The sequence below is a fragment of the Aquabacterium sp. genome, from assembly GCF_050725395.1.
GTDB lineage: Bacteria > Pseudomonadota > Gammaproteobacteria > Burkholderiales > Burkholderiaceae_C > Aquabacterium.
The window spans coordinates 1-22,119 of record NZ_JBOHHL010000035.1; the positions used below are offsets into that span (position 1 = coordinate 1).

Sequence of the window (22,119 nt, forward strand, 5' to 3'; positions counted from 1 at the left end):
GGCACGTGGTGCCGCTTTGCTCACCCTGACGCTGTTGCTGGCGATCATCGGTTCGCTGATCGTGGGCGCCTGGCCTGCCATCCGCGAATACGGGTTCAGTTTCCTGTGGCGCACCGAGTGGGATCCTGTCCAGGACCAATACGGTGGTCTGGTGATGATCTATGGCACCTTGGCCACCTCGATCATCGCCTTGCTGATTGCCGTGCCCGTGAGCTTCGGCATCGCGCTGTTCCTGACCGAGTTGTCGCCCAGCTGGCTCAAGCGGCCCCTGGGGATCGCGGTCGAGTTGTTGGCGGCTGTGCCGTCCATCGTGTACGGCATGTGGGGCCTGCTGGTGTTCGGGCCCATCCTGGCCACCTACGTGCAGCAGCCGCTGCAAAGCCTGACGAATGGCATTCCCTACCTGGGTGCTTTCTTCTCGGGGCCGCCAGTGGGCATCGGCATCCTGTCGGCCGGCATCATCCTGGCCATCATGATCATTCCCTTCATCGCTTCGGTGATGCGTGACGTGTTCGACGTGACACCGCCCATGCTGAAGGAATCGGCTTACGGCCTGGGCTCGACGACCTGGGAAGTGGTGTCGAAGGTGGTGCTGCCTTACACCAAGACCGGTGTGGTCGGCGCGGTCATGCTGGGCTTGGGTCGGGCTTTGGGCGAAACCATGGCGGTGACCTTCGTCATTGGCAACATGAACCAGCTCAACTCCCTGTCGGTGTTCGAGGCCGCGAACAGCATCACCTCGGCGCTGGCCAATGAATTTGCCGAAGCCGGCGATGGCCTGCACCAGGCCTCGTTGATCTACCTGGGCCTTGTTTTGTTCTTCATCACCTTCGTGGTGTTGGCGTTCTCGAAAGTGCTGTTGGCCCGCATGAAGAAGTCTGAAGGAGCGCGTTCATGAGCACCGCCGTTAGCCTGGATGCGATGCGTCGCAAGCGGCACGCCAGTCGCAAACGTGTCAATGCCATCGCCTTGACCTTGTCGCTGGGGGCCATGGCCTTTGGCCTGGTCTGGCTGGTGTGGATCTTGTTGGAAACCGTTCGCCTGGGCATGGGAGGCCTGGCCTTGGCCACCTTCACCGAGATGACGCCACCGCCGATGGAAGAGGGCGGTCTGGCCAACGCCATCATGGGTTCGCTCATGATGGTGGGCCTGGCGACCTTCATCGGCACGCCCGTGGGCGTGATGGCGGGGGTCTACCTGGCCGAGTACGGGCAGAAGGGTTGGCTGGGCAGCGTCACGCGTTTCATCAACGACATTCTCTTGTCCGCCCCGTCGATCGTGGTGGGCCTGTTCATCTACTCGGCCGTGGTGGCCCGTGCCAAGTCCTTCTCGGGCTGGGCAGGGGTGTTGGCGCTGGCCTTGATCGTGGTGCCGGTGGTGATCCGCACGACCGAGAACATGCTGTCGCTGGTGCCGAGCGCCTTGCGCGAAGCGGCGTATGCCCTGGGCACGCCCAAGTGGCGTGTGATCTCGTCGATCACCTTGAAGTCGGCCCGTGCTGGCGTGGTGACGGGCATCCTCCTGGCCGTGGCCCGCATCTCTGGCGAGACCGCACCGCTGCTGTTCACGGCGCTGTCCAACCAGTTCTGGTCAGCCGACTTGAGCCAGCCGATGTCCAGCTTGCCGGTCACGATCTTCAAGTTCGCGATGAGCCCTTACGAGAACTGGCAGAAGCTGGCCTGGGCGGGCGTGTTCATCATCACCATCGGGGTGCTGGCGCTCAACATCGTGGCGCGCACCATGTTCCGCCAGCGCTGAGGCGCTCGGTGACCTGATTCGATTGATTGCAAAGAATTCCGGAGATCCCCATGGATGCCAAGGTTCAAAACCAAACCCCGTTGAAATCCAAGCTGGCCGTGCGCAACTTGAACTTCTATTACGGCAAGTTCCACGCGCTCAAGAACATCAACCTTGAGTTGCCCGAGAAGAAAGTCACCGCCTTCATCGGCCCCTCGGGCTGCGGCAAGTCGACCTTGCTGCGCACCTTCAACCGCATGTTCGAGCTCTACCCCGAGCAGACCGCCAAGGGCGAGATCATCCTGGACGGTGAGAACATCCTGACCAGCAAGGACGATGTGTCCTTGATCCGCGCCAAGGTCGGCATGGTGTTCCAGAAGCCCACGCCTTTCCCGATGTCGATCTACGACAACATCGCTTTTGGCGTGAAGCTGTTCGAAACCCTCTCGCGCGTCGAGATGGACGAGCGGGTGGAATGGGCCCTGAAGAAGGCCGCCCTGTGGAATGAAGTCAAGGACAAGCTCAACCAGATCGGCTCCGGCTTGTCGGGTGGCCAGCAGCAACGCTTGTGCATTGCCCGTGGCATCGCCATCAAGCCGGAAGTGCTGCTGCTGGACGAGCCTTGCTCGGCACTCGATCCAATCTCGACCGGCAAGATCGAAGAACTGATCCACGAGTTGAAGGATGACTACACCGTGTTGATCGTGACCCATAACATGCAGCAGGCCGCGCGTTGCTCGGACAACACCGCCTACATGTACCTGGGCGAAGTGATCGAGTACGGCCCCACGTCCGACATCTTCATGAAGCCCAAGAAGAAAGAGACCGAGGACTACATCACCGGCCGCTTCGGCTGATCTGACGGAGAACAATTCATGACTGAAAAGCATTTGTCCAGCCAGTTCGACATGGAACTGGGCGGCATCTCGACCCGTGTTCTGGAAATGGGCGGCCTGGTCGAGTCCCAGGTGGCGCAGGCCATCTACGCCCTGACACATTTCAATGGCGAGGTCGCCAGCCAGGTGTTGATCGGCGAAGAGCGCGTCAACCAGATGGAAATGGACATCGACGCCGACCTGTCGACCATCATCGCGCGCCGCCAGCCCACGGCCCGTGACCTGCGCCTGCTGATCGCCATCAGCAAGACCATCGGCAACCTGGAGCGCGTGGGCGACGAGGCCGCGCGCATCGCCCGCACGGTGCAACGCCTGATCAACACCGGTGTGTCGAGCCGCCTGCGCCTGCCAGTGAACGACGTGTCTTTCGAGGCAGACCTGGCCACGGCCTCGCTGCGCAAAGCCTTGGACGCCTTCGCCCGCCTGGACACTCAGACCGCGCTGGAAGTGATCAAGCACGACAACGAGATCGACGCCGAGTTCGACGGCCTGATGCGCAAGCTCATCACCTACATGATGGAAGACCCGCGCACCATTTCGGCTTCGATCGACCTGGTCTTCGTGGCCAAGGCCATCGAGCGCGTGGGTGACCACGCCAAGAACCTGGCCGAGCAGGTCATCTACATCGTCAAGGGCACCGACGTGCGTCACAACACGCCCGATGCCGTTGAGTCGATCATCAAGTAAAACGAATCAGGAGCCCACATGAGCCGAGTGCTGGTGGTTGAGGACGAGCCCGCGATCGCCGAGTTGATCGCGTTGAACCTGAGGCATTCCGGCTTCGAGGTGGTGGTGGCGCCCACGGCGGATGCCGCGCAAACCGAGATCGACCGCGTGCTGCCCAATCTGGTCCTGCTGGACTGGATGCTTCCGGGGCAGTCCGGCTTGTCGCTGGCCAAGCGCTGGCGTTCCGAAGCGCGCACGCGCGAGTTGCCCATCATCATGCTCACGGCGCGCGCCGAAGAGGTGGACAAAGTGGCGGGCCTGGACGCCGGTGCGGATGATTACCTGACCAAGCCTTTCTCGACGCATGAACTGATGGCGCGCGTGCGTGCCGTTTTGCGCCGCAAGGCTCCGCAAGCGTTGGATTCGGCGGTGGAGGTGGCTGGTTTGCGCCTGGACCCGGCCACGCGCCGTGTCTCGCGTGCCGAGCAGGAAGTCAAGATCGGCCCCACCGAGTTCAAGTTGCTGCATTTCTTCATGACCCACCCTGAACGGGTGCACAGCCGTGCCCAGTTGCTGGACCGCGTCTGGGGCGACCACGTGTTCATTGAGGAGCGCACGGTCGATGTCCATGTGAAGCGCCTGCGCGAAGCGTTGTCGTCGGTGGACCGGTCCCAACTGATCGAAACCGTCCGTGGCGCCGGTTATCGCCTGACCCAACAAGTGGCCAACGCTGCGTGATGCTGGCTTCAAGGGTCGAGAGAACCAATTCCTGGCTGCTGTCTCGAGTCAGTGCCCGCGTCGTCACCGCCGTGGCGGGCGGTGCCCTGGGTTGGTGGTTGGGGCAACGCGTGGGGCACCCGGCCCTGCTGGCTTTGCTGGGTGCCGCCGCTGCCGTGCTGTGCCTCACCGTGCTGGACACCTTGAAGGGCTACCAGGTGCTGGACTGGCTGCGGACCCCCGAGGCCAACGCACCCGAGATGCCCGGCCTGTGGGGCGAAGTCGCTCACCGTGTGCAAAGGGTGGTGCGGCAGCGCGACCAGCTCATCGCGGAAGAGCGCCGGCGCCTGGACCAGTTCCTGTCGGGCATCCAGGCCTCGCCGAATGGCGTGATCCTGCTGGACGACACTGAGCACATCACCTGGATCAGCACGGTCGCGGCCGACCATTTCGGGCTCGATCCCACGCGCGACCTTTACCAGCGCGTGACCAACCTGATCCGCCAGCCCACGTTCGTTCAGTATCTGCAGGCCGGTGACTACCGAGAACCCGTGAAATGCCTGATGCCGCGGGGGGGCCAAGGTTTCCTGTCGCTGCAGGTGTGCCGCTATGGCGAAGGCCTCAAGCTCATCCTGTCACAGGACATCACCGAGCGCGAGCGCTCCGACACCATGCGGCGTGACTTCGTGGCCAATGTGTCCCACGAGATCCGCACGCCGCTGACCGTGCTCAACGGCTTCATCGAAACCCTGGGGTCGCTGCCCTTGACCGAAGTCGAGCGTGCCCGCGTGATCACCTTGATGGCGCAACAGGCCGAGCGCATGCGCAGCCTGGTCGCCGACTTGTTGACCTTGGCGCAGATCGAAGGCAGCCCGCGCCCCTCGTCCGACCGCTGGATCAAGGTGGAGGCCTTGATGCAGCGCCTGGAAAACGACGGGCTGGGCCTGTCGCGTGGACGCCATCCCATGTCGTTTTCCACGGATGGCGGGGGCCAGGTGGCTGAAATATCGGGCGTTGAAAGCGAATGGCTGAGCGCCATGGGGAACCTTGTGTCCAACGCCGTGCGCTACACCCCCGATGGCGCGCCGATCGATGTGCGCTGGATCACCTTGCCCGAAGGCGGGGGCGAATTCAGCGTGCGGGACAGCGGCATCGGCATTGAAGCGGAGCACATTCCCCGCCTGACCGAACGCTTCTACCGGGTGGACGGCAGCCGTTCACGCGAGACGGGCGGAACTGGCCTGGGCCTGTCCATCGTCAAGCACGTTGTGCAGCGCCATGGGGGCGAGTTGCGCGTCACCAGCGAACCGGGCAAAGGCTCGACCTTCAGCTTGACAGTGCCTGCGGCGCGCGTGCGGCCTGCCTGAATTCAAGGCGCCCGGCGGTAAATGGCCACCGACTCGGAGTTCTGGGTTCGTTGGTTTTCGCGGGCGACACGGCGCCAACCCGGAAAGCTGGGCGCGGCCTGCCGGGCGGGCAAGCTGTAGACCAGTACCGGGCAGTTCCTGGGCACCCGGTCTGGCGGCGCGAGGCCGTCGACCCGGTATTTGCCAAAGTACTCCAGGCCCGTCAGCAAACCCGTGGAGGCATTGGGCGCCGCGATGCAGGTGCCCGCGGGCACATGGCGTTTGACGCGGTTGACCAGCAGGCGGTAGCTGAGGGATTGGTCAAGCGGCGGCAGCAGCAGCGTCATGGCCAGCAGCCAGCACAAAGCAACGCCGCCGGCGGGCAGGACCAGGCTCTTCCACAAGGCATGCGTCTGCCGAGCCGTGCGCCAACGCACCAGTGCCAGCCACAAGGCAGTGGCCACCGCGCCCAGAACCAGCAAAGGCCAGGAAAAATCGCTGGCATAACCCGGGACCAGCTTGGCCACGTTGTTGGCCATCTTGACCGGCATGCCAGTGTGCATGGCGCCGTAGTGCAGCCAGATCAGCAGCGCCGCCGTGGTGAAGAAAAACACCGAAAACCAGTCGATGGCCGACCCCAGGCTGCGTTGCAGGATGGGCAGGGCAAAGGCCGCGAGCACCGCCAGCGCGGGCAGGGCCTGCAACAAGGCCCGGTCGTTGGCGTCCATGGCGATGCAGGCGCCAAAGCCCACCAGGGCGGAGAACAGCGGCACCGCGATGTGCCGGCGTGCGACTTGGCGCCGCCAGTGCCAGACCGTCAAGGCGGCCAGGGGCAGCACGGGCCAGGTGAACCAGGTGAACAGGCGAACGGTGCGCCCAATGCCGGACCACGCATCGATGCGCAACGCCCACCCTGGCAGGCCAGTGCTGGACAGGGCGGTGGCCAGCGCCGCGGCCAGCACACCACTGGCCGCGACCCAGCGCATGTGCTTGCGCATCTCATCATCGTCGGACAGGGCGCAGATCAGCATGCCGGCGGCGGCCAGTTCCAGGGCCACCGTGGGACTGCCGCTGGCGGCCATGATGGGCAGGCACACCAGGGTGGCCAGCCGGCTTTGCCAGGGGCGGAACGCCGCCGCCGCCATGCCGTACAAAAAGAGGGTGCCGCCCGCCAGTTGAAGCAGCTCGGGGGTGGTTTCGTGGCCCAGTTGCAAAAGGCCCAGGCTGGCGATCAGCGCCAGCACCGAGCCATCGGCCACCGCACGCGCATAGTCCTGCGGCAGCGCTTCGCCGCCAAAGGCCAATGGCAAAGGTTGGGCCGCCTTGGTTCGCGCCAGGTGGTAGGTGGCGTACCAGGTCAGGCTGAGCACCGAGGCAAGCAGCAGCCCAAAAGGGATGCGCGCGGCAAAAGCCGGGTCCAGCCAGGGGCTCAGCAGGCCGATGAACGCCCCGCCCAGCCAATAGGGCAGGATGCCGCCACCCGTGGGCAAAACGCCGCCCACATTGGGGTGCAGCCACGAGGCCTGACCGTCCGCCAGGCTCCACATGTGGCCGAACGAGGCGATGTCGATGCCCTTCCAGGGATCGCGGCTGAACAGCCCCGGCAGCACATACGCCACGCAGAACAGCAGCAGCGCCCAGCGTGGCAGCCGTTTCACGGCCTTTTGGGTGACCAGCGCAGGGGTGATGGCCTGGGAAGCCGGGGAGGAGGATCTCATGGGGCGTGGACGTCGTCAGCGCAAAAGGACTTGCCAAATAAAAAGGGCAGCCGAAGCCGCCCTTTGATCCGTGATTGAGTCGGCAGGGGTGCTGTTCCGCAGTCGGACGCACATCCTGGCAGAACAATTACTTCTTGAGGTGCGCAAACTTGTTGCGGAACTTCTCGACACGGCCGCCCAGGGAGTCGATGCTCTTTTGGGTGCCGGTGTAGAAAGCGTGCGATTCGCTCGAGGTTTCCAGCTTGAACAGCGGCAGTTCGCGGCCGTCTTCCATCTTGATGGTTTCACGCGCGGGCGAGCACGAACGAGTCACGAACTTGAAGCCGTTGGACTGGTCCACGAAGCAAACGTCGCGGTAGTTGGGGTGAATGCCGTCTTTCATCTTCTAACCTTCTTGTGCTGTTGAGAATCGGAAGCCACGCGGCACCATGCACGCGCACTTTCCTCGAAGCTGGAAAACCCGAGATTATATATCAACCACCACGACGCATCAAATCGAAGAATTCGTGGTTATTTTTGGTGGACTTCATTTTGTCGAGGATGAATTCCATCGCTTCGATTTCGTCCATCGGATACAGCAGCTTGCGCAGAATCCAGCTCTTTTGCAGGATATCGGGCTTGAGCAGCAGTTCTTCGCGGCGTGTGCCCGACTTGTTCAGCAGGATCGAAGGGTAGACGCGCTTTTCGGACATGCGGCGATCCAGGTGGATTTCGCAATTGCCCGTGCCCTTGAATTCTTCGTAGATGACTTCGTCCATGCGGCTGCCGGTGTCGACCAGGGCTGTGCCGATGATGGTGAGCGAGCCACCTTCTTCGATGTTCCGCGCCGCACCGAAAAAGCGCTTGGGGCGCTGCAGGGCATTGGAATCGACACCACCCGACAGCACCTTGCCAGAAGAGGGCAAGACGTTGTTGTAGGCGCGGGCCAGACGGGTGATCGAGTCCAGCAGGATGATCACGTCTTTTTTCAACTCGACCAGGCGCTTGGCGCGCTCGATCACCATTTCGGCGACCTGAACGTGGCGCTGGGCGGGCTCATCGAACGTGGAGCTGATGACCTCGCCGCGCACGGTGCGCTGCATTTCGGTCACTTCTTCGGGGCGTTCGTCGACCAGCAGCACGATGACGTGGACGTCAGGGTAATTGTTGGTCAGGGCGTGCGCCAGGTTCTTCATCATCACCGTCTTGCCGCTCTTGGGCGGGGCGACGAGCAGGGCGCGCTGACCTTTGCCCAGGGGCGCGATCAGGTCGACGATGCGGCTGGTGATGTTTTCATCGGTCTTGATTTCGCGTTCGAGCTTGAACTGTTCATCGGGGAACAGCGGCGTCAAGTTCTCGAACATGATCTTGTTCTTGTTGACCTCGGGCGACAGGCCATTGACCCGGTCGACCTTCACCAACGCGAAATAACGCTCGCCGTCCTTGGGCACGCGCACTTCGCCTTCGACCATGTCGCCGGTGTGCAGGTTGAAGCGCCGCACCTGGCTGGGCGACAGGTAGATGTCGTCCGTGCTGGCCAGGAAGCTCATGTCCAGAGCGCGGAGGAAGCCGAAGCCGTCGGGCAACACTTCGAGCACGCCGTCCCCGAAGACCTGCTCGCCCGCCTTGGCGCGCTTTTTCATGATGGCGAACATCAACTCCTGCTTGCGCATGCGGGAGATGTTCTCGAGCTCAAGGGCTTCTGCCATCGCCGTCAATTCGGTGATGTGCAAAGCCTTCAGTTCTGAAAGGTGCATGGATTGAGACCCTGTGCGAAAACCTTCAAGTTGCCGCGCTCGATGGCGAACTGCGAAACCTGAGGATCAGATCGTGGGTGATTTCGAGGGGGTAGACAAAATGGCCAACGAGGACCAAACGCTTTTGTCAGGGGGGCACAGGCCTTGATTCAAACCCCTGCCGCCTGGGATGGCGTCAGTGCAGGGCCTGTGGCACCCGCCGGGCGGTCGGTGACTGCCCGGCTTGACGAGAACCAGCCGCAAGAATATCAGCTGGTCGACGCATTATAGGAAAGAAACGCCGCGAAATTAAAGATTGGCGTCGACGAAGGCGGTCAGTTGAGCCTTCGACAGGGCGCCGACCTTCGTGGCCGCCAGTTGACCACCCTTGAAGATCATCAGCGTGGGGATGCCGCGGATGCCGAACTTGGCGGGCACGTCGCGGTTCTGGTCCACGTTCATCTTGGTGACGTTCAAGCGACCGCTGTAATCGGTGGCCAGTTCGTCCAGGATGGGGGCGATCATCTTGCAAGGGCCGCACCATTCGGCCCAGTAGTCAACCAGCACGGGTTGGGCCGATTGAAGAACGTCCGAATCGAAAGATGCGTCGGAAATGTGTTTGATCAGGTCGCTGCTCATGGAACTATCCTTGGTGACTCCGGCGGTGCGTGAACTGCGAATTAACCACCAGAATTGTTGAGAAGATTCTGACACAGAAGATGTGGCCGCTGCAGCGGGCCACAAGAGACCATCACCCTATGACCGTCATAGTCAACCTCGAAAATGCCATTTTGACGCCCACCGCCTGGCCTTGGGCTCAGGGCCGTCCCGCCCGCGATGGCTGGGACGATTGGGCCTTGACCGTGGCGCGGTGGTGCCTTGACAACGGTGTGAACGTGCGGGATGTGGTGGTGCTGCTGCCGGTCGGTGCTTTGCTGCCCGTGGCGCGACACGCCTGGGCCCGCGCCGTGGGTGGTTGGCTGCCGCAGATCGAAACGGTGCCCACCTTGGCGCAGTCCTTGGCCTGGTCCCGCGAGGCTCCATCATCGACCGCGACGAATGAGGATCTGGGGCCGGCGCCTACGCTGGACGTGGTGTTGGACCGCCTCTTGGTGACGCAATCCCTGGGTTCGCAGGCTTGGGGGCGGCAGTGGCTGCAACGGGATCGCCGCGCCTTCGAGCATGCCGTGGCGCAGGTGGTGGAATGCGCCCACCTGTGGGTGCGCGTGGCGCAGTCCTGTCCGCCAAGTCAGCGCGTGGCTTACTGGGAAACCTGCCGCGAGGCGCTTCGTGCAGCCCATGCGGCCAGCGCGAGTCCGGGCGCCCGTGAACGCTTGCTGCTGGCCTGGGCGCTGGAGTGGGCGGTCAGCAGCGACGATGGCCATTGGCCCACGGACGTTTTGTTCACGCACCAGGCCGTGGCCTGGGTGGGCGTGACGGCCGGCGAAACGGTGGTGCCCGGCAGCGAGTCGTCGGTGATGCTGGCCGTGTTGAAGCAAGCTGCACTCGCTGGGGTGCCCACCTTGTGGATGAACGCCGAAGCCGCGCCCGCACGGCCTGAGGATGCCGCCTCTCTGCCCGCGCTTGCCCGCTGCACCGACTTCGAAGACGAAGCGCAGCAGGCGACGGCGTTGGTGCTCGAGGCCGTTCAAAAGGCCAGGGTGTCGGGAGGCGATCCCGTGGCCTTGATCGCGCTGGACCGCAGCTTGGTCAGGCGTGTGCGGGCTTTGCTGGAAGGTGCTGGCGCGACCTCGTCGGACGAGACCGGCTGGAAGCTGTCGACCACGCGAGCGGGGGCCGCCGTGACGCGCTTGCTCGCGGCGTCGCAGCCACGTGCGTCCACCGATGACCTGCTGGATTGGCTCAAGTCAGGCTGGGTCCGTTGGCCCGACCAGGACTTGGGGGGCGACTTGGATGGGGCGGTGGCCGCCTTGGAAACCTGGTGCCGAAAGCATGGCCTGTTGGCCGCCTGGGGACTGGGGCTGGAACCGGGACTCTCCACGGACCTCTTGCCTGAAGGGCGGCAAGCCATGCCGGAGTCGGCGCGCCTGCTGTGGTCCAGGGCCAGGCAGACGGTGCAGTTGCTGGCGCCTTTGTGGTCTGGCGGCCGGCGCGCGCCTTTGTCGCAGTTGCTGGCTCTGGTCGCGCAAGCCTTGCAGGATTGTGGGGCCTGGCAAACCTTGGCGGACGACGTGGCCGGGGCCTCCGTGCTGCAAGCGTTGCGCATGAGTCCGGAAGAGGGCGCCGATGCCGTGGCCTGGCCCTTGGTGGCCAGCGACCTGAGGATGGACGGCCAGGGCCTCAGCCGCTGGGTGGACCAGGTGCTGGAAGAGTCGAGCTTCCGATTGGCGTCAGCGGCAGCGGGCGATGCCAAGGTCGATGTGGTGGTGACGCCCTTGACCCGCGCCGTGCTCCGGCCCTTCAGCGCCGTGGTGATGCCGGGCGCGGACGAAGGACAGCTGGGGGCCATGAATGGCGTGCCAGGCTGGTTGCATGGGGCCTTGGCGGAGCAGATGGGCCTGCCCGGCAAAGCCACCATGCGCGATGCGCAGTGGGCATCGTTCGCCCTGTTAATGGCGCAGCCCCACATGTCCTGCCTGTGCCGCGAAGCCAATGGGCGCGAGCCGCTGGAGCCCAGCCCGTGGTTCGAACGCTGGTCGCTGCACACGGGTCTGCCCTTGCGTGATCAAGCGGATGAACGGCCCCTGCGGACCTTGCCCGCCACGCCCGTGCGCAGGCCGCTGCCGAGCCTGCGGCAGGTGGACGCCTCCGGCTCGATGGCCAAGGCATTGCAGTTGCCTTTGCCGGCGCAGATCACAGCCACCTCGTACGAGGCCATGCGCCAATGCCCCTACCGATTCTTCGCCAGGCATGTGTTGAACCTGCGAGCGCTGGACGAGTTGGAAGAAGGCGTTGACCGTTCGGATTTCGGCGTGTGGCTGCACGCGGTGCTGCAGCGGTTCCATGCCCAGCGCGACGATACCGCGGCCTCCAGTGAGGACGTGCTCCGCTGGATCCAGGCCGCGCACGAAGTGACGCGTGAGCAGGGCTTGGACCGCGATGGCCGCCGGCCTTTTTTCCTGCCATTTGCCGCGACCCTGGAACGCTTGGCAGAGAACTACGTGGCCTGGCTTCATGGCCACGAGGGCGAGGGTTGGCGTTTCGCCAAGGCCGAAGAGGTGGTGCAGTGGCCCATGGCCTTGCCCAGCGACCTGGGTGGCGACGTGACCGTGACCTTGCATGGCCAATTGGACCGGCTTGACCGCGCTGAGCGGAGCGGCGGCGATGACAAGGCCTGGACCGTGATCGACTACAAGACGGGTTCGCTCGACAAGCTCAAGCAGAAGGTCAGGCAGCCGCTGGAGGACACGCAACTGGCCTTTTACGCGGCCCTGGCCCAGCACGCGCCCGCCACCGTTGACCCAAGCGACCCGCATCGGGTGACCCAAGCGGTGAGCGGCCTGTATTTGCAGATGGATGAAAAAGGCGTCAACCCGGTGGAGCACCCGCACGTGATCGAATCGGCCCAGGCTTTGGTGGAGGGGGTGCGCACCGACTTGACCCGTTTGCTGGCGGGCGCGGCCATGCCGGCCCTGGGTGAAGGCACCGCCTGCGACTACTGTGAGGTGCGCGGCCTGTGCCGGCGCGATCACTGGACGGTGCCGGAGGCCAAGCCATGAGCCAGGCCGCCTACCAGATCAACGATGCCTCGGTGCCGCGCGAGCGCTTTTACCAGGTGGCCTGCGACCCGCAACGCAGCGTGGTGGTCGAAGCCTGTGCCGGGGCCGGCAAGACCTGGATGCTGGTCTCCCGCATCCTGCGTGCCTTGCTGGATGGCGTGGCGCCATCGCAGATATTGGCCATCACCTTCACGCGCAAGGCCGCGGGCGAAATGCGCGAACGCCTGCACGAATGGCTGCGCGAGTTTGCCAAGGCTGACGACGCCGAGCGCCAGCAACAACTGGTGATGCGGGGCATGCTGCCAGCCCAGGCCGCTCAATCGTCCAATGCTTTGGCCGACCTGTACCGGCAATGGCTGGAGGACGGCCGTGGCGTCGAGATCCACACCATCCACGGGTGGTTTTCTCGCCTGGTGCGGGCAGCACCCCTGGATGCGCTGGCCGAACTGGGTTTGCCACCCGAGCTGAACCTGGTGGAGGACAGCAGCGAGTTGTGGCCCGAGTTGTGGGGGCGATTCCTGAAGCGCATGGATGCGCAGCAATCGTTGCGCGAATCCACCGCCGATCCCGAGGGTTCGGTCGAGCTGGATGCCTTCCTGGGCATGGTGCGCGAGGTGGGGCGCTTCAACCTGGAAGCCTGGTTGCAATCGGCCCTTTCCAATCGTTTGGAAATCACCTTGGCCGACCAGGCGGGGCACCTGGTCGGCAGCGTTGAATCGGTGGGGCAATGGTCCGCGACCTGGGCCGGCATGAACGATCCACGCGAAGCCTTGTGGCAGGCCTCGGTCCAGCAGCAGTTCTGGGCCTTGGCCAAGCTGTTGAGCCAGGCCAAGGGGGTCAAGGCGCAAGCGGCGGGACGCGGCATCGAACAAGCCTTGGGCTTGAACGACCTCGGTGCCCGGTACGAAGGGTTGCGGTGCGCTTTGTTCACCGACAAGGGGCCGCGCAAGCAATTGGGTGAATCCGATGAACTGGCTTGGGCGCAAGCCTGGCTGGCAGAACTTGGCCTGGCGGTGGAACAAACCCAGGCCCATGCCGTGCACCAACGGATGTGCCTCCTGGCCCGCGCCCTGTTCGAGGAATACGCCAGCCTGAAAGCCCAGCGCGGCCAGGTCGACATGGTGGACCTGGAGCTCGCGGCCGCGCACCTGCTGGGCGACTCCTCGGTGGCGGGCTGGATTCAGGAGCGACTGGACACCCAGGTGAGGCAGCTGTTGATGGACGAGTTCCAGGACACCAGTCCCTTGCAGTGGCAGACCATGAAGTCCTGGCTGGGCGGGTATGCGGGGGCCGGTGGGGGGCAGCAGTCGATCCGGGTGTTCCTGGTGGGCGATCCCAAGCAGAGCATCTACCGCTTTCGACGCGCCGATCCCCGAGTGTTCGAGGCGGCCAAGCACTTCGTGCTGGACGGCTTGCAGGGCGAATTGCTTTCGTGCGACCACACAAGGCGAAACGCCCCCGGCGTGATCTCGGCCTTGAACCTGGTCATGGGGCAGGCGGTGGAAGAGGGCGCTTTCCAGGGCTTCAGGCCGCACACCACGGAATCGCAAGACGCGTCGCGGGTCAGCGTCTTGCCCGACGTGCCCCGTCCGCCCAGCGAAGCCCGCGACCAGGCGTTGGCGCCCGCCTGGCGGGACACCCTGGTCGAACCGCGTGAAGAGCCCGACACCTCGCTCAAGCAACTCGAAGCCGAGCACGTGGCCCGGGCCATTGGCGAACTGATTCGCGAACAGGGTGTGAAGCCCGAGGACATCTTCGTGCTCAGTCGCAAGCGCGCGACCTTGGCCTGGGTGGGGCAGGCACTGCAAGCGCACGGCGTGCCTTTCGTCGCCCCGGAAGACACCCGCCTCATCGACACCCCCGAAGTGCAGGACCTGGTCGCACTGGTGGAGGCACTGGTGTCGCCCCAGCACGACCTGGCCCTGGCCCGTGCCCTGCGCAGCCCGGTGTTCGGCCTGTCCGACGACGAATTGATGGGGCTGGCGGCGAAAGCGCGCACCGCTGGTGGCACTTGGTGGCGCGCCCTCATGGACTGGAAAGATGCCAGCCCGGCCGTGCTGCACGCCGCCAACTTGTTGCCTCGATGGCAGGCCCTGGCACGGCATGCGCCGCCGCACGACCTGATGGAGGCCGTGCTGACCGAAGGCAAGGTGCGAGAACGCTGGGTGGCTTGCGTGCCCGAGTCGATGCGCGGGCAGGCCATGGCCCACATCAATGCCTTGCTGGCGCAAAGCCTGGACATGGATGGCGGTCGCGACGCCACACCTTACCGCTGGGTCAGGGCCCTCAAGCGCCTGCCGGTGGCCTTGCCCGCGCGGGTTCATCCCGGTGCGGTCCAGTTGCTGACCATCCATGGCGCCAAGGGGCTGGAGGCGAGGGTGGTCTTCATCGTGGACGCGGATGCACAAGAAGGGCGCCCCAATCACTTCACCGTGATGGTCGATTGGCCTGAAAACGAATCGCGGCCGCTGAGTTGTGCGTTCATCCGCTCGGAAGCCAATCCTCCCCCCAGCCTGATGCAGGCCATGGCGCAAGAGCGCGCCGCCCAGCGCCGTGAAGAGCTCAATGCCCTGTACGTGGCCTTGACCCGCGCCCGCGAACAGCTGGTGTTCAGCCGCACCGAGCCGCGGGCCAGCAACAAGCACGGCAGCTGGTGGGAGCGGCTGAAGCAGTCGAATGCCATCGGCGACGCGCCAGTCTGGATTCCACAAGCCATGGCGCCGGCTTTGGTGGAAGGCGAAACGACCGTGGCCAGCGCCCAGCTCGCCGTCCTGCCGAAGCTGGAGGCCTTGCCTGCCAACCCGGCGCCCTTCAATCCGCCCGCCGTGGCCGAAGAGGCCGCTTTGCTCGGTCAAGTGGTACACAAGGCCCTGGAGTGGCTGACACCACTGGCGCTCGCTCAGCGGGCACCGGCCAAGGTCGAACAAGCCCTTCAAGCCGCTTGCCGGGCAGTGGGCGCGCCCGCGGCCTGGACAGAACGCGCTGAGCCCTTGGTGCGCAAGATCCTGGGCAGCGAAGAACTGGCGGCCTGGCTCGACCCCGCGCGGGTGGCCTGGGCCGGCAACGAGGTCGGCTTGATCCATGGCGGCAAGGTGCTGCGCATCGATCGCCTGGTGGCCCTCGACACCGGGTCGGGGCGACATTGGTGGGTGCTGGACTACAAACTCCAGCACCGTCCACAGGACTTGCCGGCCTACCAATCGCAAATGCGGCAGTATGTCGAGGCGGTGTCGGCCCTGCAGCCAGGAGAGGTGGTGCGGGCGGCCTTCATCACCGGAGAGGGGCACCTGGTCGAGGCGCTTTGAAAAAGGCCGTCTTCCCGGCTTTTGAAACAGTTTCAGAGCGTCCCATCTGCGGTCCAATCGGACAACCGGGGTGATCTATCACCTCATGAAATAAGAGCCTTTGCCTTGCCCATGGCCGTCATCACGCCACCCACGTCACCGCCGGTTCCGCATTTTGGCCGCTTCGAGTTGCGCCAGTTGCTCAGCCGCAGCCTGGAGGCGACCACTTGGCGAGCATTTGATCCGCGTCTGCAGCACGAGGTCGTCCTTTGCGTGCCGCGCGCGCAACCACGTCCGCCCCAGGACTTGGAGAACTGGCACCAGGACGTGCAGGCCGCTTCCCGGCTGAAACACCCTCGGCTGGTCGATGTGCTGGAGATCAGCATCCAGGATGGCTGGCCCTTTGTCAGCGCGCAGCGGGGCAGCAGTGTGTCGCTGGTTGAGCGCCTGGCTGCGGGGCCCGAACCCACGTTGACCGAAGTGGTCGGGTGGATGGTGGACGTGCTGGACGGCCTGGCCTATGCCCACGAAGCCGGCGTCGCCCACCGTGATTTGGGCCTGCACAATGTCTTGATCGACAGCAACGGCCGGGCCAATGTGGCAGGCCTGGGAGTGGGCTTTGTGGCGGAGGTGCCAGGCAAGCCCAAGGTCAGCCGGGCGGGCGTGCAGCAACAACGGGCCGCCACCGAGCACGACGTGCTCATGGCTGGCTTGCTGATGTACCGCTTGCTGGCCGGCAGCCCAGCCCTGGACGACCCGGACCTGTGCAGCGCCGCCGAGCGCGTGGGCCGCGAAATCGTGCGCCTGCCCTGGTCCGCCAGCAAGCCGGTGCCCGACACCCTGCGCGCCATCGTCAACCGCTCGACCGACCGCCAGCAACGCCAGCGCTACCTGAATGCCCGCACCTTGCTGGCCGCCCTGCAAGGCTGGATCAAGGCCAATGAACAGGAGTCCGGCGGTCCGCTGGCCCTGCTGATCGATCGCCTGAACACCGTGGGCAGCCTGCCCAGCCGGCCGCGCATGGGCCGTGTTTTCAGCCAGTCGTTGGGCAAGGACAACCTGCGTGTGGACGACATGGTCGACGTCATCGCCAAAGATCCCGCCCTGGTGTGGGAACTGCTGCGCAACGTCAACACCGCGCGCTTTCAGACCGGCATCAGCGACGACCGCGTGACCACCGTGACCCGCGCGGTGGTGTTGATGGGGCAACTGGGTTTGCGCAACGTGGGCTCCGCGCTGCGCCCCTGGCCCGGCGTATTGGCGGTGGCTGAATCGAAAGACCAGAACGCGCCCGTTCCGCCAGCCCAGGTCGCCCTGGAAAGAGAGCTGCGGCGCACCTGCATTGCCGGGCACATCGCCCGCTTGCTGGCGCCTTTTTCCATCAGCGACGAAGAGGCGCTGGTGGCCGCGATTTCCCAACGCCTCGGGCATTTGCTGGTGCGCTACCACTTCCCGGACGAAGCCGCCCAGATCGATCGCCTGATGCAGCCGGGGCCTCCGCCAGACGCCACCAGCCCGCCCACGCCAGGCATGAACCTGGAGGCTGCCGCCAGCGCGGTGCTGGGCGTGGAAATGGAAGAGCTGTCGATCGCCGTGATGCGCCACTGGGGCATGGACGATCGTCAGCAGCAGGCCGCGCGCGCCTTGAACAAGTCCGCGCCGGTGCGCCGTCCCGACGATGCGCATGAAATGTTGCGCGCCGTGGCCAGCCTGGCCAACGAACTCACCGCCGCGGTGGGCGCGGAGTCCGTGCGCCAGCAGGCGTTGGTCAACCATTGCTTCACCCGCTATGCGCGGTCGTTGGGCCTGACCTTCAAGGATTGCCAGGAAGCGCTGGAAACGGCGGTTCGGCTGGTGGATGCGCCAGCGTCCTCCCCGGCAAAAACAGGCCAATGACCCCGTCAGCGGCCTTGCGCGAGCTCAGCCCTTGAGCGCCAGGGCGCAATCGCCCACCAGCGCCGGTCCCTGGTAGATCAGCCCGGTGTAGATCTGGACCAGGTCGGCACCTGCGTCACGCTTGGCGCGGGCATCCAAGCCGCTCATCACGCCACCCACGCCGATGATGGGAAAGCGCGGGCCCAGGGCGGCGCGCAACTGGCGGATCACCTGGTTGCTGGCCTCGAACACCGGGGCGCCACTGAGGCCGCCCGTTTCGTTCGCATGCTGGAGGCCCTTGACCGCGTCACGGCCGATGGTGGTGTTGGTGGCGATCACGCCATCGATGCCGTTGTTCTGCAAGGTGGCGGCGATCACGCCCACCTGCGTTTCATCCAGGTCCGGCGCGATCTTCACGAACATGGGCACGTGGCGCTTGTCGCGCGCCATCAGGGCCTGTCGACGCTCTTGCAGCGCGCCCAGGAGCTTGTCGAGCGCTTCGTCGCTTTGCAGGCTGCGCAGGTTCTGCGTGTTGGGCGACGAGATGTTCACCGTCACGTAGTCGGCCCAGGGGTAGACACCCTCCAGCCCGATCAGGTAGTCGTCGACCGCGTTCTCGATGGCGGTGCTGGCGTTCTTGCCGATGTTCAGGCCCAGGATGCCGCCTTGCTGGCGGAAGCGCGCGCGGCGCACGTTGGCCACGAAGGCATCGAGCCCATCGTTGTTGAAACCCAGGCGGTTGATCAGCGCATTGGCCTCGGGCAGGCGGAACATGCGCGGCTTGGGGTTGCCCGGCTGCGGCTTGGGCGTGACCGTGCCCACTTCCACGAAGCCAAAACCCATGGCGCCCAGGCCGTCGATGCAGCGGCCGTTCTTGTCCAGGCCGGCGGCCATGCCGATGCGGTTGGGGAACTTCAGCCCCGCGATCTCGACCGGGTCGCTGACCCGGCTGGCGCCCCAGGCGCAGGACAACGGGGTGTTCTGAAACCGCGCCAGGGCGCCCATGGTCAGTTCATGGGCGGCTTCCGGGTCCATGTTGAACAGGACGGCGCGGGACAGGGCGTAGGGAATCAAGGGCATGGACGGTCAAAAAAGCAGGGCGCCGCAGGGGCGCAGGTCGTGCATTGTCCCAGATTGGCGGGGCGGAAATCGGCCCGCCGCCTATGGCAAACTGCGCCCCCTGATCGATGCGATGCGCTCGCATTTTTTCGTGGTTTCTCCCTAGGGCTCCCGCTTGAACAAGATCCTGATGCAAATCGCGGCCGAACTGAAAGTTCGTCCTGCCCAAGTCAACGCGGCCGTCGAGCTGCTGGATGGGGGCGCGACCGTGCCCTTCATCGCCCGTTACCGCAAGGAAGCCACCGATGGCCTGGACGACACGCAGCTGCGCGACCTCGAATCGCGCCTGACCTACCTGCGCGAGCTGGAAGACCGCCGCGAAGCCGTCATCAAGAGCATCGACGAGCAGGGCAAGCTGACGCCCGAGCTGCGCGCCGCCATCGAGGCCGCGCCCACCAAGCAGGAACTTGAAGACCTGTACCTGCCCTACAAGCAGAAGCGCCGCACCAAGGCCATGATCGCCCGCGAGGCCGGCATTGAACCCTTGGCCGACAAGCTGTTCGCCGACCCGTCGCTGGATCCGCAGGCCGAGGCCGCCGCCTTCGTCAACGCCGAGGGTGGTTTCGCCGACACCTTCGCCGTGCTCGATGGCGTGCGCGACATCCTCTCCGAGCGCTGGGCCGAAGACGCCACGCTGATCGGCAAGATGCGCGACTGGTTGTGGGAAGAGGGCCTCTTCAAATCCAAGCTGATGGACGGCAAGGACGAGCAGAACCCCGACGTGTCCAAGTTCCGCGATTACTTCGACTACGACGAGCCCATCCGCACCGTGCCCTCGCACCGCGCGCTGGCCGTGTTCCGTGGCCGCACGCTCGAATTCCTCGATGCCAAGCTGGTGCTGGACGAAGAGATCGTCCCCGGCCAGCCCACCATCGCCGAAGGCCGCATCGCCCGCCACCTGGGCTGGAGCCACGCCAAGCGTCCGAGCGACGACCTGATCCGCAAGACCATCGGCTGGACCTGGAAGGTCAAGCTCAGCCTGAGCATGGAGCGCGATTTGTTCTCGCGCCTGCGCGAAGACGCCGAAAAGACGGCCATCAAGGTCTTCGCTGAAAATCTGCGCGACCTGCTGCTGGCCGCCCCGGCTGGCAAGCGTGTCGTCATGGGCCTGGACCCCGGCATCCGCACCGGCGTGAAGGTGGCCGTGGTCAGCGACACCGGCAAGGTGCTCGACACCAGCACCGTGTACCCGCACGAGCCGCGCAAGGACTGGGAAGGTTCGATCCACACCCTGGGCCGCCTGTGCGCCACGCATGGCGTCAACCTGATCGCCATCGGCAACGGCACCGCCAGCCGCGAGACCGACAAGCTGGCCTCGGACTTGATCAAGCGCATCCAGCAATTGGCGCCTGGCACGGTGATCGAGAAGGTGGTGGTGTCGGAAGCGGGTGCGTCCGTCTACTCGGCTTCCGAGTTCGCCAGCAAGGAACTGCCCGACCTGGACGTGAGCCTGCGCGGTGCCGTGTCCATCGCCCGCCGTTTGCAAGACCCGCTGGCCGAGCTGGTCAAGATCGACCCGAAAAGCATCGGCGTGGGCCAGTACCAGCACGACGTCAACCAGAGCGAAATGGCGCGCACCCTGAGCGCCGTGGTCGAAGACTGCGTGAACTCGGTGGGCGTGGACCTGAACACGGCCTCGGCGCCCCTGCTGTCGCGCGTGTCGGGCCTGAGCACCACGGTGGCCAACAGCATCGTGCGCTGGCGCGATGCCAACGGCGCTTTCCGCAACCGCAAGCAGTTGATGGACGTGGCCGGCCTGGGCGCCAAGACCTTCGAGCAGGCGGCAGGCTTTCTGCGCATCCGCGATGGCGACAACCCCTTGGACATGTCGGGCGTGCACCCCGAGACCTACCCAGTCATCGAGAAGATGATCGCGGCGGCCGGCAAGCCCATCACCGAGATGGTGGGCCGCGCCGACGTGATCCGATCGCTGAAGCCCGAGGCCTTCGCCGACGAGAAGTTCGGCATCGTCACCGTCAAGGACATCTTGGCCGAGCTGGAAAAGCCCGGCCGCGACCCGCGACCCGACTTCAAGGTGGCGCGCTTCAACGATGGCGTGGACGACATCAAGGACCTGCAAGAGGGCATGGTCCTGGAAGGCACGGTCAGCAACGTGGCGCAGTTCGGCGCCTTCGTCGACCTGGGCGTGCACCAGGACGGCCTGATCCACGTCAGTCAGTTGTCGAACAAGTTCGTGACCGACGCGCGTGAAGTGGTCAAGACCGGCGACATCGTCAAGGTCAAGGTGCTGGAAGTTGACCTGGCCCGCAAGCGCATTTCGTTGACGATGAAGCTGGACACGGCCATGCCGGCCAGGGGCGCGGCAGGCAAGGGCGACAACAATTACCGGCCGGCGGCGCGCAATGAGCGCTTCAGTGCGCCGCGGGGTGGCTCGTCCAACGCGCAGCCGCAGGAGCAATCGGCCATGGCGGCCGCGTTCGCCAAGTTGCAGGGCAAGCGTTGAACCTGGCATTTCGCGCAGCATGAAAAACGGGAGCCTTGGCTCCCGTTTTCAATGGCAAAGATCGGCAGGATCTTGAACCATCATGCGGCCGAGCGGGCCTTCCGTCGGCGTGCAGCCACGCCCAGCACGCCGAGCCCAACCACCATCATCAAGGTGGTATCCGTTTCTGGAACTGCTGCGGCCTGAACGGTCAAGCCGCCAAAGAACACCGTGTTCGAGTAGTAGGGCGCATTGGCCAGGTTCGTCGGATCGTTGGTGCGCACGAAATCCAGCGCCAGAACGCCTGAGCTCGCGGGGAGCGTAGCCGGCAGGCTGCTGTCGTTCAGGAAATTGCCAATCCAGTACAAGCGCACATTGCTCAGGGTGTAGTCACCCAATGTGAACCCGATCAGCTGGCGCGGATAGTCCGCTGGCGGCGTGTTGGTGCCCACCTTCGGGGTGGTTTCGGAGGTCAGCGAAAGGATATCGTTTCCGGAAATTTGCGTGCTGTTGTTGACGTTGGCCGAGCCGACGATGTCCGAGAACTGTCGCCCTCCTGCGCTGCCTGACAAGCCGTAGAACGATTGCACCACGCCTGCCGGCCCGGAGTAGATGGCGTAACCAGGTTCGAAGCCCAGGTCGCCCGATTTGGCATAGAACGTGCCCGCCGAATCGAAAATGAAGCTGCCAGACACGGATTGTCCGGTGAGCAGCGCTCGCAGTTCGGGCGAGCCCGCCGTGAAAACTGTGGTGCTGAAGGTGTATTGAACCGGCGCGGCCATGGCGGGCGCGACCAAAGACATGAGTGCGGCGCACAAGCTGGTGCTGGCCACTTTGTGGAACGACATGCAATCTCCCTGATGAAACCAACTGAATGCCCGATTATCGGGCATGTCCTGGGTGGCTTGACAACGCCCGAATGG

The 22,119-nt window shown here is 64.7% G+C and carries 16 protein-coding genes; 10 read left to right on the forward strand and 6 right to left on the reverse strand.

Annotated elements, in window-relative coordinates:
- The 6 genes from pstC to phoR form a co-directional block, all read left to right on the forward strand.
- The coding region (pstC, locus tag ACREB4_RS17505) for a phosphate ABC transporter permease subunit PstC (RefSeq protein ID WP_431589524.1) at nucleotides 1-898 on the forward strand (898 nt) is incomplete at its 5' end.
- Nucleotides 895-1,758, forward strand: a complete 864-nt coding sequence (gene pstA, locus ACREB4_RS17510) for a phosphate ABC transporter permease PstA (protein ID WP_431589525.1) — start codon at nucleotides 895-897, stop codon at nucleotides 1,756-1,758. The genes pstC and pstA, both read left to right, overlap by 4 nt.
- 50 nt (nucleotides 1,759-1,808) lie before the next feature.
- Nucleotides 1,809-2,594, forward strand: coding sequence for a phosphate ABC transporter ATP-binding protein PstB (gene pstB / locus ACREB4_RS17515; protein ID WP_431589526.1), 786 nt, complete (start codon nucleotides 1,809-1,811; stop codon nucleotides 2,592-2,594).
- Between the two features lie 18 nt (nucleotides 2,595-2,612).
- The gene (gene phoU / locus ACREB4_RS17520; protein ID WP_431589527.1) at nucleotides 2,613-3,320 is read left to right on the forward strand and encodes a phosphate signaling complex protein PhoU; all 708 of its coding nucleotides are present in this window, start codon (nucleotides 2,613-2,615) and stop codon (nucleotides 3,318-3,320) included.
- Between the two features lie 18 nt (nucleotides 3,321-3,338).
- Complete coding sequence (phoB, locus tag ACREB4_RS17525; protein ID WP_431589528.1) at nucleotides 3,339-4,037, forward strand: phosphate regulon transcriptional regulator PhoB; 699 nt, start codon at nucleotides 3,339-3,341, stop codon at nucleotides 4,035-4,037.
- A complete protein-coding gene (gene phoR / locus ACREB4_RS17530) occupies nucleotides 4,037-5,383 on the forward strand; it encodes a phosphate regulon sensor histidine kinase PhoR (RefSeq protein ID WP_431589529.1) in 1,347 nt (448 codons plus the stop codon). The genes phoB and phoR overlap by 1 nt, the downstream gene beginning before the upstream one ends.
- Before the next feature lie 2 nt (nucleotides 5,384-5,385).
- On the opposite strand, the gene ACREB4_RS17535 is transcribed toward phoR, so the two are convergent.
- From ACREB4_RS17535 to trxA, 4 genes are all read right to left on the reverse strand, one after another.
- Nucleotides 5,386-7,080 (reverse strand): hypothetical protein, encoded by a 1,695-nt coding sequence (locus ACREB4_RS17535; protein WP_431589530.1) that lies wholly within the window; start codon nucleotides 7,078-7,080, stop codon nucleotides 5,386-5,388.
- A 127-nt stretch (nucleotides 7,081-7,207) separates the two neighbouring features.
- Nucleotides 7,208-7,462, reverse strand: coding sequence for a type B 50S ribosomal protein L31 (locus ACREB4_RS17540; protein ID WP_230181053.1), 255 nt, complete (start codon nucleotides 7,460-7,462; stop codon nucleotides 7,208-7,210).
- 91 nt (nucleotides 7,463-7,553) lie between these two features.
- Nucleotides 7,554-8,816: a transcription termination factor Rho gene (gene rho / locus ACREB4_RS17545; RefSeq protein ID WP_431589531.1), complete on the reverse strand. Its 1,263-nt coding sequence runs from the start codon at nucleotides 8,814-8,816 to the stop codon at nucleotides 7,554-7,556.
- 288 nt (nucleotides 8,817-9,104) lie between these two features.
- Nucleotides 9,105-9,434, reverse strand: coding sequence for a thioredoxin family protein (gene trxA, locus ACREB4_RS17550; RefSeq protein WP_431589532.1), 330 nt, complete (start codon nucleotides 9,432-9,434; stop codon nucleotides 9,105-9,107).
- Between the two features lie 119 nt (nucleotides 9,435-9,553).
- Between trxA and ACREB4_RS17555 the strand changes: the two genes are divergently transcribed.
- The 3 genes from ACREB4_RS17555 to ACREB4_RS17565 all read left to right on the forward strand — a co-directional run bounded on the left by ACREB4_RS17555 (nucleotide 9,554) and on the right by ACREB4_RS17565 (nucleotide 17,655).
- Nucleotides 9,554-12,475 carry a PD-(D/E)XK nuclease family protein gene (locus ACREB4_RS17555; protein WP_431589533.1) on the forward strand — a complete coding sequence of 974 codons (2,922 nt, stop codon included), beginning with the start codon at nucleotides 9,554-9,556 and terminating at the stop codon, nucleotides 12,473-12,475.
- On the forward strand, nucleotides 12,472-15,780 hold the full coding sequence (locus ACREB4_RS17560; RefSeq protein ID WP_431589534.1) for a UvrD-helicase domain-containing protein: 3,309 nt from the start codon (nucleotides 12,472-12,474) through the stop codon (nucleotides 15,778-15,780). The genes ACREB4_RS17555 and ACREB4_RS17560 overlap by 4 nt, the downstream gene beginning before the upstream one ends.
- Nucleotides 15,781-15,891: 111 nt before the next feature.
- A complete protein-coding gene (locus tag ACREB4_RS17565; RefSeq protein WP_431589535.1) occupies nucleotides 15,892-17,655 on the forward strand; it encodes a serine/threonine protein kinase in 1,764 nt (587 codons plus the stop codon).
- 24 nt (nucleotides 17,656-17,679) lie between these two features.
- On the opposite strand, the gene ACREB4_RS17570 is transcribed toward ACREB4_RS17565, so the two are convergent.
- Complete coding sequence (locus ACREB4_RS17570; protein WP_431589536.1) at nucleotides 17,680-18,714, reverse strand: quinone-dependent dihydroorotate dehydrogenase; 1,035 nt, start codon at nucleotides 18,712-18,714, stop codon at nucleotides 17,680-17,682.
- A 154-nt stretch (nucleotides 18,715-18,868) separates the two neighbouring features.
- On the opposite strand from ACREB4_RS17570, the gene ACREB4_RS17575 reads away from it, so the two are divergent.
- Nucleotides 18,869-21,217, forward strand: a complete 2,349-nt coding sequence (locus ACREB4_RS17575) for a Tex family protein (protein ID WP_431589537.1) — start codon at nucleotides 18,869-18,871, stop codon at nucleotides 21,215-21,217.
- 80 nt (nucleotides 21,218-21,297) lie between these two features.
- On the opposite strand, the gene ACREB4_RS17580 is transcribed toward ACREB4_RS17575, so the two are convergent.
- Nucleotides 21,298-22,089, reverse strand: coding sequence for a PEP-CTERM sorting domain-containing protein (locus ACREB4_RS17580; RefSeq protein ID WP_431589538.1), 792 nt, complete (start codon nucleotides 22,087-22,089; stop codon nucleotides 21,298-21,300).
- Nucleotides 22,090-22,119 lie beyond the last annotated feature (30 nt).

Excerpts from the sequence above, each read along its gene's own strand:
- pstA (WP_431589525.1), top strand. The coding sequence starts at position 895 with ATGAGCACCGCCGTTAGCCTGGATGCGATGCGTCGCAAGCGGCACGCC.
- pstB (WP_431589526.1), top strand. The coding sequence starts at position 1,809 with ATGGATGCCAAGGTTCAAAACCAAACCCCGTTGAAATCCAAGCTGGCC.
- phoU (WP_431589527.1), top strand. The coding sequence starts at position 2,613 with ATGACTGAAAAGCATTTGTCCAGCCAGTTCGACATGGAACTGGGCGGC.
- phoB (WP_431589528.1), top strand. The coding sequence starts at position 3,339 with ATGAGCCGAGTGCTGGTGGTTGAGGACGAGCCCGCGATCGCCGAGTTG.
- phoR (WP_431589529.1), top strand. The coding sequence starts at position 4,037 with ATGCTGGCTTCAAGGGTCGAGAGAACCAATTCCTGGCTGCTGTCTCGA.
- ACREB4_RS17535 (WP_431589530.1), bottom strand. The coding sequence starts at position 7,080 with ATGAGATCCTCCTCCCCGGCTTCCCAGGCCATCACCCCTGCGCTGGTC.
- ACREB4_RS17540 (WP_230181053.1), bottom strand. The coding sequence starts at position 7,462 with ATGAAAGACGGCATTCACCCCAACTACCGCGACGTTTGCTTCGTGGAC.
- rho (WP_431589531.1), bottom strand. The coding sequence starts at position 8,816 with ATGCACCTTTCAGAACTGAAGGCTTTGCACATCACCGAATTGACGGCG.
- trxA (WP_431589532.1), bottom strand. The coding sequence starts at position 9,434 with ATGAGCAGCGACCTGATCAAACACATTTCCGACGCATCTTTCGATTCG.
- ACREB4_RS17555 (WP_431589533.1), top strand. The coding sequence starts at position 9,554 with ATGACCGTCATAGTCAACCTCGAAAATGCCATTTTGACGCCCACCGCC.
- ACREB4_RS17560 (WP_431589534.1), top strand. The coding sequence starts at position 12,472 with ATGAGCCAGGCCGCCTACCAGATCAACGATGCCTCGGTGCCGCGCGAG.
- ACREB4_RS17565 (WP_431589535.1), top strand. The coding sequence starts at position 15,892 with ATGGCCGTCATCACGCCACCCACGTCACCGCCGGTTCCGCATTTTGGC.
- ACREB4_RS17570 (WP_431589536.1), bottom strand. The coding sequence starts at position 18,714 with ATGCCCTTGATTCCCTACGCCCTGTCCCGCGCCGTCCTGTTCAACATG.
- ACREB4_RS17580 (WP_431589538.1), bottom strand. The coding sequence starts at position 22,089 with ATGCCCGATAATCGGGCATTCAGTTGGTTTCATCAGGGAGATTGCATG.